The organism is Paraburkholderia sp. EG304, from assembly GCF_046543485.1.
GTDB lineage: Bacteria > Pseudomonadota > Gammaproteobacteria > Burkholderiales > Burkholderiaceae > Paraburkholderia > Paraburkholderia youngii.
This window is the reverse complement of sequence record NZ_JBKGUA010000009.1, coordinates 19,724-35,351: the sequence shown is the minus strand read 5'-3', so window position 1 is coordinate 35,351 and position 15,628 is coordinate 19,724. Positions and strand designations below refer to the sequence as shown.

12 protein-coding genes are annotated in these 15,628 nt (G+C 66.8%); all 12 read left to right on the top strand.

Annotated elements, in window-relative coordinates; translation table 11 throughout:
- The first annotated feature begins 16 nt into the window (after window positions 1-16).
- The 12 genes from ACLFKU_RS13195 (at window position 17) to ACLFKU_RS13140 (ending at window position 15,620) form a co-directional block, all read left to right on the top strand.
- The gene (locus tag ACLFKU_RS13195) at window positions 17-406 is read left to right on the top strand and encodes a DUF4280 domain-containing protein (RefSeq protein WP_410849383.1); all 390 of its coding nucleotides are present in this window, start codon (window positions 17-19) and stop codon (window positions 404-406) included.
- A gap of 1 nt (window position 407) precedes the next feature.
- Window positions 408-2,399: a type VI secretion system Vgr family protein gene (locus tag ACLFKU_RS13190; RefSeq protein WP_410849382.1), complete on the top strand. Its 1,992-nt coding sequence runs from the start codon at window positions 408-410 to the stop codon at window positions 2,397-2,399.
- Between the two features lie 31 nt (window positions 2,400-2,430).
- On the top strand, window positions 2,431-4,224 hold the full coding sequence (gene tagH, locus ACLFKU_RS13185) for a type VI secretion system-associated FHA domain protein TagH (protein ID WP_410849381.1): 1,794 nt from the start codon (window positions 2,431-2,433) through the stop codon (window positions 4,222-4,224).
- A 20-nt stretch (window positions 4,225-4,244) separates the two neighbouring features.
- Complete coding sequence (gene tssK / locus ACLFKU_RS13180) at window positions 4,245-5,579, top strand: type VI secretion system baseplate subunit TssK (protein WP_410849380.1); 1,335 nt, start codon at window positions 4,245-4,247, stop codon at window positions 5,577-5,579.
- A gap of 23 nt (window positions 5,580-5,602) precedes the next feature.
- Window positions 5,603-6,892 carry a DotU family type VI secretion system protein gene (locus ACLFKU_RS13175; RefSeq protein ID WP_368581727.1) on the top strand — a complete coding sequence of 430 codons (1,290 nt, stop codon included), beginning with the start codon at window positions 5,603-5,605 and terminating at the stop codon, window positions 6,890-6,892.
- A 46-nt stretch (window positions 6,893-6,938) separates the two neighbouring features.
- On the top strand, window positions 6,939-10,478 hold the full coding sequence (gene tssM / locus ACLFKU_RS13170) for a type VI secretion system membrane subunit TssM (protein ID WP_410849379.1): 3,540 nt from the start codon (window positions 6,939-6,941) through the stop codon (window positions 10,476-10,478).
- Complete coding sequence (gene tagF, locus ACLFKU_RS13165) at window positions 10,475-11,176, top strand: type VI secretion system-associated protein TagF (protein ID WP_410849378.1); 702 nt, start codon at window positions 10,475-10,477, stop codon at window positions 11,174-11,176. Before tssM ends, tagF begins: the two co-directional genes overlap by 4 nt.
- Window positions 11,177-11,352: 176 nt before the next feature.
- Window positions 11,353-11,976, top strand: coding sequence for an OmpA family protein (locus tag ACLFKU_RS13160; protein ID WP_410849377.1), 624 nt, complete (start codon window positions 11,353-11,355; stop codon window positions 11,974-11,976).
- Between the two features lie 21 nt (window positions 11,977-11,997).
- The gene (locus ACLFKU_RS13155) at window positions 11,998-12,924 is read left to right on the top strand and encodes a hypothetical protein (protein ID WP_368581731.1); all 927 of its coding nucleotides are present in this window, start codon (window positions 11,998-12,000) and stop codon (window positions 12,922-12,924) included.
- Window positions 12,925-12,980: 56 nt separating this feature from the next.
- The gene (locus ACLFKU_RS13150; RefSeq protein WP_368581732.1) at window positions 12,981-13,532 is read left to right on the top strand and encodes a hypothetical protein; all 552 of its coding nucleotides are present in this window, start codon (window positions 12,981-12,983) and stop codon (window positions 13,530-13,532) included.
- Window positions 13,533-13,662: 130 nt separating this feature from the next.
- Window positions 13,663-14,685 carry a hypothetical protein gene (locus ACLFKU_RS13145; protein WP_368581733.1) on the top strand — a complete coding sequence of 341 codons (1,023 nt, stop codon included), beginning with the start codon at window positions 13,663-13,665 and terminating at the stop codon, window positions 14,683-14,685.
- A gap of 56 nt (window positions 14,686-14,741) precedes the next feature.
- Window positions 14,742-15,620, top strand: a complete 879-nt coding sequence (locus ACLFKU_RS13140; protein WP_368581734.1) for a DUF3365 domain-containing protein — start codon at window positions 14,742-14,744, stop codon at window positions 15,618-15,620.
- The last annotated feature ends 8 nt before the right edge of the window (window positions 15,621-15,628 follow it).

The following is a 15,628-nucleotide window of genomic DNA, read 5'->3' as shown; positions in this document are numbered from 1 at the left end:
CGGAGGATGCCTTCATATGCCGCAACAAGTCAGCATGGGCGCGACGCTGCAATGTTCGTTCGGCGCGGCGCCTTCGACACTGGCGGTGCTACCGATCAACCGGGTGATGGGCGAAGGGCCGCCCGCGGCCAACATCATGGATCACATTCCGCTCGTCAACATCATGCCGTTCGGCGTGTGCAGTTCGCCGGCCAACCCGACCGTCGCCGCCGCGACGGCGGCGGCGCTGGGCGTGCTGACGCCGATGCCGTGCATTCCGGCCACCATGACGCCGTGGACGCCGGGCGCGCCGACCGTGCTGCTCGGCAACCAGCCGTCGCTCGACAACGTGTCGACCTGCATGTGCAACTGGGGCGGCGTGGTCACGATCGTCAATCCGGCGACGGTCAAGACGATGATTCCGTGATATGACCTCGCAAAACCCGAACCGACACGTCACCGTCAGTTGCGCGCCTGCCGGCGAGGATCTGCTGTTTCTGCATCTGAGCGGCACCGAGGAGCTGGGGCGCCTGAGCGAATGGCGGCTCGACCTGCTGAGCAAGCGCAACGATCTGCAAGCCGGCGATCTGCTCGGGCATGACATCTCGATTGCGCTGTCGTTGCCGGGCGAGGGCGAGCGGCAATTCAACGGCATCGTCACGGCATTCCGGATCGTCGCGCCGGGCGACAACACCCGCAACCGCATGGCGCGCTACGAAGCGGTGGTGCGCCCGCGGCTGTGGCTGCTCACACGCGCGTCGCACAGCCGCTTTTTCCATGAAAAGAGCGTGCTCGACATCGTGACCAGCGTGCTGCAGGACTACAACATCGACGTCAGCAACAAGTGCCAGGCGACCTATCCGTCGCTGCAGCACTGCGCGCAATACCGGGAGACCGATTTCGCGTTCGTGAGCCGCCTGATGGAGCACGAGGGCATCTACTACTACTTCGAGCACAAAGGGGGCAAGCACACGCTGGTGCTGACCGATTCGAGCGACGTGCACGCACCGATCGAACACTATGCGTCGATTCCATACGATGCGTGGTACGAGCCTTCGAACGAGATGGAATGCGTGTATGCGTGGAGTTCGGGCGCGGAATTGCAGACCGGCAAGTACGAAGTCAACGACTACGATTTCGAAAAGCCCACGTTGAGCAATCAGCAAGGCCTGCTGTCGCGCGCGACCCGGCCGAAAGTCTACGATCCGCCGGTGTACGCGATGCAGGAACATCTGAGCGGGCACGTGCAGGCGAGCGACGGCGACCGCTATGCGAAGGTCGGTATCGAGATCCGTCAGGCACGCAACGACAGCATCTCGGGCCGCGCGAGCGCGCGCGGCATCTGGCCGGGCGGTCAGTTCAAGCTCGAAAATCACGCCTGTGACACGCAGAACCACGACTATCTGGTGGTCAGCGCCGCGTACGAGATCAATTCGGATGTCTATGTGTCGACGGTGCGCCACGATCCTTCGCTGCCGTTCTTCGACTGCGCGTTCAGCGCGTTGCGCAAGGAAAACCACTTCCGCTCGGAGCGGCTGACGCCGCAGCCGGTCGTGGCGGGCCCGCAGACCGCGATGGTGGTCGGCCCGGACGGCGAAGAAATCCTCACCGATAAATACGGCCGCATCAAGGTGCAGTTTCATTGGGAGCAGTTCGCCCCGCCGTCCGATTCGGACGCGCGCATGAAGCGGTGCTGGGTGCGCGTGTCGCAGAGCTGGGCCGGCAAGAACTGGGGCACGTTCTTCCTGCCGCGGATCGGTCAGGAGGTGATCGTCGAATTCGTCGAAGGCGATCCGGACCGGCCGCTCGTGACCGGGTGCGTGTACAACGCGAACACGATGCCGCCGTACGCGCTGCCGGCCAATCAGATGTTCTCGACGCTGAAGAGCAATTCGACCAAGGGCGGCGGCGGTTTCAACGAAATGCGCTTCGACGACGACAAGGGCAGTGAACAACTGTTCTTCCACGCCGAGAAGGACCACGAGACCTGGGTCAAGAACGACATGCTGAGCAATGTCGGCAACGACCGGCATCTGAAGGTGACCGGCAACGAGTTCGTCGCGATCACCGGCGCGCGCCACGATGCCGTGACGGGCGACCAGAACGCCCAGGTCGACGGCAACGCGTCGCTGAAGGTTGGGCAGAAGCTGCAGGAAAAAGTCGGCATGGACTACGCGATCGATGCCGGCATGAATATCCATATCAAGGCGGGCATGAACATCGTGATCGAAGCCGGCGCGAGTATTACGCTGAAAGCGGGCGGCGCGTTCGTGGTGGTCGGCCCGGTCAGCGTGGCGGTGTCGGGCACACCGATCCTGCTCAATTCGGGCGGCTCGGCGGGCTCCGGCAGCGGCTCGTCGCCGAGCGCACCGAGCGCGCCCAAAGACGCCGATGATGGAACCAAAAAAATCAAATCGTGAGTGATGCACCTGACCGCTCGTGGGGAGCCAAGTGAACTATCCGATTCTTTCGCTGCGGGTTGCGCGATTCAACGACGAGACGCTGGCCGAGCCGATCGTGATCGCGTTCGGCCCCGCCGGCGGCACGATCGGCCGGGCCAACGACTGCACGCTGGTGCTGCCCGATCAACAGCGCGCGATCTCGCGCGTGCACGCGCGCGTCGAGTTTCGCGGCGGCGATTATCTGCTGTGCGATCTGGGCAGCAATCCGAGCGTGCTGAATCAGCGCGCGCTCGGCGGCACGCGCGAGGCGCGGCTCGCGGACGGCGACCGTCTGGTGATCGGTCCGTATCTGCTGGAGGTGTCGATCGGCGAGCAGGCGGCGGACGTGCGCGGGCTGACGGGCGGCCATGATCCGCTGAGTGCCGCGCAAGTGCTCAGTGGACCGTTGCCCGCCGATTCGCAGGGCGACGTGTTGCAGCTCGGCGCGCTCGATCCGCTCGGGCAGCCGGGCTTCGGCGCACAGCAGCGGATCTCGACGCGTCCGGGCTTTGCGGGCTCGGAGAGCGATCATGTATCGCCGGAGTTGCAGGCGTTCTCGGCGCCGCAGGCATCCCGGCCCGAGCCCGGCACGCCGGCCACGCCCGTGGGAGGCATCCCGGCGGACTACGACCCGCTCGCGGATGCGTTGGCGCAGTGGGAAACGCCGGGGCCGGCCAGCGGGCCGCAAGCCGCACCGCGTCCCGCGCACGAGTTGCCGGGATGGCCCACTGCGCCCGCGCCGTCGGCGGCGCCTTTGGGCGGCCCGACCGGCTTGCCGCCGGGATTGCTCGATCCCGGCGCGGCGGGGTCGGCCCCGACACCGTTCGATGATCTGTTCGGGATACCGTCGGCGGCGTCCACGCCGTCGACCCAGTTCGCGCCATCGACCCCTCTGGCGCCGGTGGTGCCGGTGATCGTGCCCGTGGTCGCGCCGCAGGCCGCCACCGCGCGGGTTGCCGTGCCGGCTGCGGCGCCGGGGCCGTCGCTGGCTGGGCAGTCCGCTTTGGAGCCCGCTACCGAGCCCGCTTCGGAGCCGGCCCCGCAGCCAGTGGCGCAGCCGGTTCAGCGGCCGGCTCCATCCGCGGGCCCGACCGCATCGCCGTCTCCGGCACCAGCGCCGAGCGCGCAGCCAGCCCCAGCCCCGGTTCGCCAAACGGCCACCGCCACCACCACGAGCCAGAACCCCGCGATCATGCAGGCGCTGCTCGAAGGCCTCGGCCTCGACCCGTCGCGCGCGCCGAACCTGCCCGAACCGGAGTTCGCGCGTCTGGTCGGCACGATGCTGCGCGAAGCGCTGCGCGGCACGATGGGCGTGCTGCGCGCGCGCTCGATGACCAAGCGTGAAGCCCGTCTCGACATGACGATAATCGTCGCGCGCGACAACAACCCGCTCAAATTTTTCCCCGACGTCGACAGCGCGCTGGCGCAGATGCTGACCGGCCGCTCGGCCGGTTATCTGCCGCCCGACGAAGCGCTCAGGCGCGCCTTCGACGATATCGAGGCGCACGAGCTCGCCGTGCTCGCCGGCATGCGCGCGGCGCTCGCGCACGTGCTGGCGCGCTTCAATCCCGCTTCGATCGAAGCGCAGCTGAAAGACCCCGGCGCGCTCGAAAAAGTGCTGTCCAACCGCAAGGCGAAACTGTGGGATCTGTTCGTCGCATTGCAGGGCGCCGTCGCGCGCGATGCCGACGACGACTTCCAGAAGTTCTTCGGTCGGGCATTCAATGAAGCGTACGAGGCCCAGATCGACGAACTGCGCGCGGCCCCCGAGCGTCAGCCGAAACATCCCGGCGATCCCACCTAGCAACATTTGAACGAGACAACATGTCCTGGAACAGCAAAGTCATCTGGTCGGAGGGGATGTTTCTGCAGCCCCAGCATCTGCAGCAGCACGACCGCTATCTGCAGCGGCAACTGGAGACGCGCGCGGCCGGCCTGCGTCCGTATAGCTGGGGCTTTACCGCGCTGGAGATCGACGAGCCGCTGCTCAAGCTCGGCAAGCTCGCGCTGCTGTCGTGCTCCGGCGTGATGCCGGACGGCACGCCGTTCGATCTGCCCGCCGACGATGATCTGCCCGAGCCGCTCGAGATTCCCGAAGGCACCCGCAACATGCTGGTGCAACTGGCGCTGCCGGTGCGCAGGCCGGGCGTCGCCGAAACCGGCAACGAAGCCAGCGAGGAGAACTTCGCGCGGCACCGTGTCGCCGAATTCGACGTCAGCGACAGCAACGATCCGAATGCCGGCGCGGCGTTGCTGCAGATCGGCAAACTGCGGGTGCGCCTCGCGCTCGCGCCCGACGTGGCGAACGCGTACACGGCGCTCGGCGTCGCGCGCGTGCTCGAGCGTCTGCCGGACAACCGCGTCGTGCTCGAAAACGACTACAGCCCGCCGTGTCTCGACTACCGGGTGGCGCGCCGGCTCGCGGCGTTCGTCGATGACCTCGTGGGCCTTCTGCATCAGCGCGGCGAAGCGCTGGCCGGACGGCTTGCGCAGCCCGGCGTGACCGGCGTCGCGGAGGTGGCCGACTTTCTGTTGCTGCAACTGATCAATCGCCACGAGCCGCTCGCCGCGCATCTGTCGACGATGACCGGTCTGCATCCCGAAGCGCTGTACCAGCTGGCCGTGCAACTGGCCGGCGAGTTGGCAACTTTCAGCCAGGCGTCGAAGCGGCCGCCGGCGTATCCGGTGTATCGCCATGAGTGGCTGCGCGAAACCTTCGCGCCGGTGATCGACGACATTCGCGCGTCGCTGAGCATGGTGATGGACCCGCACGCGGTGGCGATCCCGCTTGAAGAGCGCAAGTTCGGTTTGCGCGTGGCGATCGTGCCGGACAAGACGCTGTTTGCCGGCGCGACCTTCGTGCTCGCGGTGCGCGCGCAAATGCCGGCCGAGCACATCCTGACCGGCTTCGCGCCGCAGGTGAAGATCGGCCCGATCGAACGCATTCGCGATCTCGTCAATCTGCAATTGCCGGGCGTCGGCCTGCGCGCGTTGCCGGTGGCGCCGCGGCAGCTGCCGTTCCATGCGGGCTTTACCTACTTCGAACTCGATCGCGGCAACGAGCTGTGGAAGCAGTTCGCGAATTCCGCGGGCATGGCGTTGCACGTCGCCGGTGACTTTCCCGGACTGACGATGGAGTTCTGGGCAATTCGCCGCTGACGCTTTGATTGAGGAAGTTCATCGTGAGTCCAGACGAACCGCGTGGCCCCGCCGACGATCCCGGCGCGACGATCCTGATTCCGACGCCGGGCGGCACGCGGGCGCCGTTCATCGCAACCGCCGCGACGCCCGCGCCGATGCTGCCCGCCGGCGGCGGTTTGAATCCGCTGTTGCGCGCGGCCAATCCGCTGATCGAACTGGCGCTGCCGTTGCGCCAGTTGCCGACCCATCCGAATGTCGAAGACCTGCGCAACCAGCTGATGCAAATGGTGCGCAACTTCGAGACGCAAGGCCGCGCCAATGGTATCGACGACGAGAAGCTCGGCGCCTCGCGCTACTGCCTGTGCACGTTCCTCGACGAAGCGATCGCCAGCACGCCGTGGGGGGCGGGATTGTGGGGCAGCCGCAGCCTGCTGGTGACGTTCCACAACGAGGCTTCGGGCGGCGAGCGCTTTTTCCTGATCCTGCAGCGTCTCGCGCAGAACCCCGCGGGCAATATCGACGTGCTCGAACTGATCTACGTGATTCTCGGCCTCGGTTTCGAAGGCCGTTACCGTCTGATCGACGGTGGCCGCACGCAGCTCGACACGATCCGCGAACGCCTCGAACAGATGATTCGCGGCCAGCGCGGCGCGGCCGAACGCGATCTGTCGCCGCACTGGCTGCCGGTCAAGGTCGAGCGCAAGCCGTTGCTGCAACTGGTGCCGTTGTGGGTCGCGGCGGCAATCGCCTGCCTCGTGCTGGTGATCGCTCATCTGGTGTTGAGCTTCAGGCTCAACGACATGTCCGACCGCGTGTTCGAAGCGCTGCACGGCATCCGCGTCGCGCCGGCTCCTGTGCTCGCGTCGAAACTGGCGGCGGCGCCCAAGCCCGCGCCGAAGCTGTCGCAATTCCTCGCGCCGGAAATCGCCCGCGGTCTCGTGCAGGTGTCGGAGTTGCCCGACCGGACCGTCGTCACGATCAACGGCGACGGCCTGTTCGCGTCGGGCAGTACCGATGTGGCCGCGGGCTTCGTGCCGCTGATCCAGCGCATCGGCGATGCGTTGAAAGAAGTGCCGGGCAACGTGGTGGTCGCGGGACACACCGACAACCAGCGAGTCTTGTCCGCGCGCTTCCCGTCGAACTGGCATCTGTCGCAGGCGCGCGCCGAAGCGGTGCGCGACATGCTCGCGTCGCGGGCCGGCAACCCGGCCCGTTTCAGCGCCGAAGGGCGCGGCGACGCCGAGCCGATCGCGCCGAACGATACCGCCGCGAATCGCGCGCGCAATCGCCGCGTCGATATCACGGTGCTGGCGCCGGGAGCGGCATCGTGAAGGCCTGCGGGATCAGTCCGTCGCGCGTGGCACAGGGGAGCCGGATATGAAAATCTTTGGCTGGCTCAGACGAGCCATCGTGCTGTCGTTGCTCGGCGTGCTCGCGCTGTCGTTGATCATCTGGGTCGAGGGGCCGCTCTTCGCGTACGCGGGTCATGAGCCGCTCGAAAGCGACAGCAGCCGCTGGACCGCGATCATCACGCTGCTGCTGGTGTGGGCGGTGTACTGGGGCGTGCGCTGGATCGCAATGCGTGTGGCCAACATCAGGTTCACCCGCGTGGTGGCGGAAGGACCGGCCGAGCCCGGCAGGAAAGAATCCGAGGCCGACATCGCCGCGTTGAAGCAGCGTTTCGAAGCCGCGATGGCAACCTTGCGCAAGGCGCGGGTCAAGGGGCGCTTCGGCAGTCAGTACGTGTACCAGTTGCCGTGGTACATGTTCGTCGGCGCGCCCGGCACGGGCAAGACCACCGCGCTGCTGAACTCCGGGCTCAAGTTTCCGCTCGCCGAGCGGCTCGGCAAACAGTCGATCGGCGGCGTGGGCGGCACGCGCAATTGCGACTGGTGGTTCACCGACGACGCGGTGCTGCTCGATACCGCGGGCCGCTTCACCACCCAGGATAGTTTCGCCGAAGCCGATCAGGCCGCGTGGGCCGGCTTCCTGCAACTGCTGCGCAAGTATCGGCCGCGCCGGCCGCTGAACGGCGTGATCGTGGCCCTGTCGACGCGCGACCTGCTGCAACTGTCCGACACGCAACGCGCGCAGCAGGCGCAAGCCGTGCGCGAGCGTCTCAGGGAACTGTACGGCAAGCTCGGCATGCGCTTTCCGGTCTACGTGGTCGTGACCAAATGCGATCTGCTCGCGGGTTTCGCCGAATTCTTCGACGACCTCGGCCGCGACGAGCGCGAACAGGTATGGGGCATGACGTTTCCGTTCACCGAGGGCGGTTCGCCCGACGACGCGCTGGCCGCATTTCCCGCCGAATTCGGCGCGCTGGAAAAGCAGCTGCAAGCCCGCGTGCTGAGCCGCATGCAGCGCGAGACCGACGTGCGCAGGCGTGCGCTCGTCTATGGATTCCCGCAGCAGTTCGCGGGTCTGCAAGCCGTGCTGAAGAGCTTTCTCGACGAAACCTTCAGCACCACGCGCTTCGAGCAGTCCGCGTTGCTGCGCGGCGTGTACTTCACGAGCGGCACCCAGGAAGGCCGGCCGATCGATCGCGTGATGAGCGCGGTGGCCTCGGCGCTCGGCTTCCAGCAACAGGCGGTGCTGCCCGATCCGGCGAGCGGGCGCGCGTACTTCATCACGCGGCTGCTGCGCGGCGTGATCTTCGAGGAAGCCGGACTCGCGGGCGTGAACCAGAAGCTGGAGCGGCGCCGCGCGTGGTTCCAGCGCGCCGCGCTGGCGGCGATCGGTGTCGTCACCGTGCTCGCGCTGGTACTGCTGTTCGTCAGCTATCAACGCAATCGCGCCTACGTCGCCGATGTTCAACAGCATGTCACCGACTTGCAGAAGCTCGCGCAGACCACTCAGGCCGGCGACAACCCGCTGGCGCTGCTGCCGCTGCTCAATGCCGCGCGCGACCTGCCCGGCGGTTATGCGGACCGCGATAAAAGCGTGCCGTGGCTGTCGCGTCTCGGCCTTTATCAGGGCGACAAGCTCGGCCTCGAAGCGCAGGCCAGTTACCGGCGTCTGTTGCGGCAGACGCTGCTGCCTCTGGTGGTGAGCCGGATGGAAGAAGAATTGCGCCGCGGCGACGCGAACAATCCCGACTTCCAGTACGAAGTCTTGCGCGCGTATCTGATGCTGGGCGATTCGATGCATTTCGACGCCGACTCGGTGCGCTTGTGGGCCGACGTCGATTGGCGCCGCGGGCCGTTGCGCGATGCCAGCGACGATCAGCGCAACGATATCGACGGCCATCTGGCCGCGTTGTTCGAGCCGGCGCGCTTCGATGCGTCGCTGCCGCTCGACAAGGAGCTGATCGCGCAGGCGCGCGCGACGCTCGCCAAAATGCCGCTGACGCAGCGCCTGTTCAATCGCGTCAAACGCGATCTCGAACAGAGCAGACTGCCGGAGTTCAGCGTCGCCAACGCGGCGGGGCGCAATGCGTCGCTGGTGCTGGTGCGCAAGAGCGGCGCGCCGTTGACGCGCGGTGTTTCAGGCGCGTACACGCGGGCCGGCTATCAGAAGTTCGGCCAGTTGCGCGACGCGGCGGTGATCGATATCGCGAAGGACGACTGGGTGCTCGGCCGTCAGGAATCGGTCTTGACGCCGAACGGACTCGAGGATCTGAAGGCGGGCATCACGCGGCTTTACTACGACGAGTACATCCGCCAGTGGGACGCGTTGCTGAACGATATCGACGTGGTGTCGTTCGACGGCGTGCAACAGGGCGCGCGCGTGGCGAATGTGCTCGCGGCGCCCGACTCGCCGCTGCGCTCGCTGATGCTGGCCGCGGCGCAGGAAACCACGCTGGGCAGCACCAGAACGGGCGGCTCGCTGACGCAGCAGGGCGTCGCCGCATTGACGAACAAGCTCGATGCGGCCAAAAAGCGTCTCGAGAGCGCGCTCGGCAATCAGCCGGAAGACGCCGCGCCGCCCGCACCGGCCGAACTCAATCCGGTCGACGCGCATTTCCAGGCGCTGCATGAACTCGCCGGCAAACCCGGCGCACCGGGCCCAGTTCCACTCGATACGCAGCTCGCCGCGCTGAAGGACGCCGCGACCTATCTGGAGGCCGCGGACTCGGCGCGCCGCCAGGGCTTGCCGCCGCCGCCCGGCGACGCGTTGAACAAGCTCAAGCTGGTCGCCCAGGGGGCGCCGCCGCCGCTCGCGACGGTGGCCACCGACGTCGCGGGCGGCGCTGGGTCGCTGATGGTGGGCGGCGAGCGGGCGCGCCTGAACGCGTTGTGGCAGGCGAACGTGGCGCAGCTGTGCCGGCAGGCGCTCGACGGTCGCTATCCGCTGGTGCGCGCCTCGACGCGCGACGTCGCACCCGATGACTTCGGCAAGCTGCTGAGCCCGGGCGGCCTGATCGACGACTTCTTCCAGAAGAACCTCGCAACGATGGTCGACATGTCGGGACCGCAGTGGAAGTGGCGCAGCGGCGTCGATACGCTCGGCATCCCGGTCGACGTGCTCGCGCAATTCCAGCGCGCGGCGCAGATCCGCGATGCGTTCTTCCGGGCTGGCGGCCGCGACGTGTCGGTCCGTTTCACGGTGAAGCCGCTCACGATCGATCCATCGATTACGCAGTTCACGCTCGATATCGATGGGCAGCAAATGGTCGTCAAGCCCGACGCGCCGCAATCGATGGTGTTCCAGTGGCCGAGCGGCAAGGGCACCGGCCAGGCGCACGTCGAGTTCACGCCACCGGGCAATGCACCGGCGGCGCGCGCCGACGGACCGTGGGCACTGCTGCATCTGATGGACAACGCGCGCCTGCAACCTACCGCGCAACCTGACCGCTTCCGCCTGAGCTTCGACTCGGATGGCCGGCGCGCGGACTTCGAACTGGCGGCCAGCAGCATCGTGAATCCGTTTCGTCGCGCGATGCTCGAGCAGTTCCGCTGTCCGGATCGGCTATGAGAGGCGAGCATGCGCAGGAGCCGGCGCCGGGGCCCGGTTTCTTCGGCAAGGTGCGCACGCATGGCGATTTCGTAGGACGGCGCCTGGACGCCGAGTTCGTCACGCGTTGGGATGAGCGCTTGCAGGAAGGCATGTTGCTCGCACGGCAGCGCTTCGGCGCGCAGTGGCTCGAACTGTATCTGAATGCCCCTGTGTGGTGTTTCGCGCTGGGCGCGGGTCTGTATGGCCCGAGCGCGTGGGCGGGCGTTCTGACGCCCGGCGTGGACCGTGTGGGGCGCTATTTTCCGTTCACGATCGCCGAGGCGATCGACGGCGCCGAACTCGAACGGCGACTGTCCGATGCGCAAGGATGGTATGACCGGCTGGTGACGTTGGCCTTGTCGACACTGACGCCGGAATTCGCCCTCGATGCATTCGACGCGGCGTTGTATGCCGAGAGCCTGTTCAACGAGGATCGCACCTTGATGCCGTGGCGGCTCGCCATCCCCGATGCAGCCGACGGCGGATTCGCGGCCTTGCTCGAACGGACCGTCGCAGTGGGACACGCGGTCTGGTGGAGCGAAGGATCGCCGGCGGTGCCGGCTTCGGTGAGAGTTTCCACAGCCGCGACGACCGGCCCGCAGTTCGCGAGTCTGCTCGACGTCGGCGGGCAGGAGTGGGACTCGCTGATCGACGTGATTTCGAACCCGGTCGCGTAGTCACGGCCTCACACACACGCGCGGCGCGGGGTAAGGAGCAGCGTTTCAAATTGACTTCCCGTCATTCGTCTTTAAGTGATGAGGCTGTCATACGCCGGTTCCCGCCGGTGTTCGCCGACGGTCCGGGACGGGGCGCTGGCGGCCTTACCGCAACTCCATTGCGCGGAGATCGCCGTATGTCACGCCTGTCACGCCTGTCACGCCTGACCTATTCCTGTTCCGCACGACGCTTTCCAGGCAGCGTTCTGTCCGCTGCGCTGTGCTTGCTTGCGTTGCTGTGCACGGCCGCGCGCGCAGCCGAACCGGTCCTGAACGAGCAGGACATCAACGAGCAGTCGGTGACACGCGCGCTCCAACCCGACGAGTCGAGCGAGACGGGCGAGAACGTCGTGACGCGCGGCTTCGTGCTGTCGAACAAGCCGCCGTCCGCCGCGCCCCGCCCCGCGGCCGCGAGAAAACCCGCCGCGCAGATCCTGATCACGTTCGCCACCAATTCGGCCACGCTCACCGACAGCGCGAAGGCCGCGCTCGACAAGGTCGCCGGCGCATTGCAGTCGGAGAAACTCGCGGCGTACCGGTTTCGCGTCGAAGGGCACGCCGATCCTCGCGGGTCGGCCGATGCCAACATGAAGCTCTCCGAAGACCGTGCGGCCGCGGTGGTCGAATATCTCACGCAGAAGGACGGCATCGCGGCGGAGCGGCTGTCGTCGCTCGGCAAGGGTTCTTCCGATCCGTTGAACAAGCGCAATCCGACGGCGCCCGAGAACCGTCGGGTGACGATCGTCACGGTCACGGATTAGGTGCTTTCGAGGTTGCCGCCGATGACACGTTATCGCGTGTATTGCGACGTCGCGAAACGGGCGATGCTGCTGTTCGCGTGCGTGGCCACGATCGCGGTCGCCGCGGGTCCGCAGGCCTCGAACGAGGCCGCCAACCGACCCGCCGCCGTCGACGACGACACCGGCGCGGTGCGCTTGCCGCTTGCCCAGCTCGCCGCCGCGTTGGCGCCCGACGCCCGCCAGCAACTGTTCACCGTGACGGACCATCCCGGCCTCTATGTGATGCAGGCGGCCAGCCTCGAGCAACAGGGCGCGATGTTCGCACGGGTGGTGGCATTGCTCGAACGCCGCGACATGCCGCACGACCGGGTGGTGTCGGCGGCGGCCATCGCGGCTCACGCGCGGCGCTTCGGCACCGACCCGACCGGGCTGACGGCGGGCAACAACTTCAGCACGGAGGAGTTGACGCATTTCTTCGAACTCGCGCGCGAGCAGGGCGTGGTGCTGAACCAGGGCGAGCGCACTCTGCAGACGATTCTCGTGCGATGGCGTTTGATTCGCGACGAGAAGGGGACCTGGAAAGCGGCCAACGCACACGACTTTCTGATCACCATTCCCGGGCTGGGTCGCGCGCCGGGCGGCGAGATGATCGACGCCACGGTCCGGGCGGCGATCCTCAGTCACGAATTGGGTCATTGGCAGTACTTCTCGGACGGCGCATACGCGCACGCGTGCCGCGCGTTCTGGTGGCAGGTACTGAGCTACGAGGAACGCGCGGAGCTGACCCGGCAACTGGAGAATCTCGGCTATGACCCGAGCGACCGGATCGTGATCGATGAGATGCAGGCCTACTTGCTGCATACGCCCGCGCGCTATATGCCGATCATCGATACGCCGGGACCCGGCGGCATCGATGTCGGCAAGGTGCGGCGGCGCTTGCAGGAGGCGGTCGCGAGAGCGGGCGGATAGCGAGGACCAAGCGAGGACGAAGCGAGCCCGCGCGAAACGCGCTGTCGAGGTGACGTATGACGGATTACGCAGAACTCAACCGCATTTTGCCGCGCCTGTCGCAAGCGCATGCGGCAGACGCGTTCAACGACGAGGTCGCGCCGCTGCTAGTCGACCTGTGGGCTGACGACTACGTTGGGCGCGTGGCATCGTGCGACTTGCTCGAAACGACCGTGAGCCAGTTTTCCTATCTGTTCGACATGTCGACCGAGCGCCTCGTCGCGGCGTGGGGCATCAGTCAGGGAAAGAGTGCGGTGCCGCGCAAGGCAATCGCCACGCGGATGCGCGGACACCCGCTCGCGAACGGCGGGACCTACCATCGCGGCCACGCGATTCCGCACACGCTCGGCGGTTCGACCGATATCAACCTCGTGCCGCAATTGGGCAAGATCAATTCGGGGCCATTCCAAGCGTTGGAACGGCTCGCGGTCAGTCATGCGGGAGCGCTTTACTTCACCTACTGGCTGTACGGGCCGGGCAAGAGTCAGGTGCCCGTCGGCGTGGAGCAGGGGCTGCTGATGCCGGGGGCGACTGCGTGCACGTTCAAGCTGGCCACGTTTGCGAATTGACGCGGGCGCGGCGGTTCGCGTGCCGCGATTGGGGCAAATACGTTGTGCGTCGGCGATCGTCGGTGAACCCCTCGACGAATCGGACCGTCTACGATACACAGTACCGCAGACCCCGACGTAACGGACCCCGATGATGCCATTCGCTCGCCGTTTCCTCGTCATGCTGGCGTCGGCCTTCTTGCGCGCACGCGCGGGCGGCGCGTTGGCGCTGCTTGCGTCGGCGGTGCCGCTTGTGCATGCGGAGGTTGTCGTGTCGTTCGCCGAGAGTCCCGTGTCGGTGATTCGCGGCGCCTCACTGTATCGGACGGGAGAGGGCGCCAGGCTGCGCGACGATGACATCATCGAAACCGACGTCGGCAAGTCCGCGCAACTCGAAGACAGTGCGGGGACGCTGATCGCGCTCGGGCCGCAAACGCAAGTGCTGCTCAACGCGCCGTCGGCGCCGCAAAACGCCGCGGCGGGACCGCTGCAAATCACGATGCTGAGCGGCTGGCTCAAGGTCACCCGCAACCCGAGCGCAGCCACGCAAGCGCCGCTGTCGATCGAGCTTCACGGCCTCGAGCTCAAACCTTCAGGCAATGGTCCGTGGTCGGTCGTCACGATGACCTCCGGCGAGCGCGCCGCCATCTTCGCGGAGTCCGGCGATGATGCGATCGCCGTCGTTCGCGCCCCTGCCCAGGCGCCCAAACTGACCTTGCGCGCGGGCCAGTACCTCGAGCGACATGCCGACGACCCTCTGCGCGCGCAACCCCGGCCGTCCGCGGAGTTCATCGGCACGATGCCGCCGGGCTTTCGGGACGCGTTGGTCGGGGTAGCGGGGCGGCTCCCGAGCAGACACGAACTTGCCGCGCCACTGCGCGCCGTCGATTACGCCGACGTCTCCGCCTGGCTCACGAGCAGCGTCAGCGAGCGCGGCACTTTCGTCAAACGCTTCGTGCCGCGGCTGAAAACTGCTGCCTTTCGCGCGCAGGTCGATAGCCATCTGGACGTTTTGCCGGAATGGCGGCCGATTTTGCATCCGCCACCGCCGCCGCGCCCGGCGAGCGAGCCACCCAAAAGGCCCGCGTCAGCAGCGCCGCTAGTGCGTCCACCATACGGCCCCGGCTCGATATACCGGGACAAACCGACGGCGGACGACGACGAGCATCATTGACATACCATGCACCACCGGGCGTTGACGCCCTTGCACACCATTCGCGTGGAGCAGCCATGAACCTGTCGTTGACCGTGAAGTTCAATCTCGCCTTCCTCGTCGTGTTCGCCGCGGGATTCGCCGCGACCGGCTTCGTGGCCGACCGGGTGTTGCAGCAAAACGCGGTGCAGACGACCGTGCGCGACGCGAGCCTGATGATCGAAGCCGCCACCGCGGCGCAGAACTACACGTCCGAACAGGTGACGCCGCTGCTTGCCACGCAGATCAAATACGCGTTCGTGCCGCAGTCGATTCCCGCATATTCCGCGGTCGAAAGCCTGCTCGCGATCCAGAAGAAATTTCCGGGCTTCTCGTACAAGAGCGCGATGCTCGATCCGACCAACCCGCGCGACCGCGCCACGGACTGGGAGACCGATGTGATCCGGCGCCTGCACGACCACCCCGAACTGCCCGAACTGATTGGCGAACGCGCGACGCCGTCGGGCCCGAGTCTCTACATCGCGCGGCCGACCCGCATCGACTCGGCCGCGTGCCTCGAATGCCACAGCACGCCCAGCGCGGCGCCGCGCACAATGATCGACAAGTACGGGCCGGCCAACGGCTTCAACTGGCCTTTGCATGAAACGATCGGCGCGCAGGTCGTGTCCGTGCCGATGTCGCTGCCGCTGGGACAGGCGCACAGCGTGTGGCGCACGTTCATGCTGTCGTTCGCCGCGGTGTTTGGCTGCGTGCTGATCGCGCTGAACCTGATGGTGCATTTCCTCGTGACGAAGCGGCTCAAGGCTTTGTCGCGCGCGGCCGATGAAGTCAGCCTCGGCAAGCTCGACACCGCATCGTTTTCGACGCGCGGCGGCGACGAAATCGCGTCGCTCGCCGTGTCGTTCAACCGCATGAAAACGAGTCTCGTCGAAGCGCTGCGGATGCTGGGGGCGTAAGCTGGCGT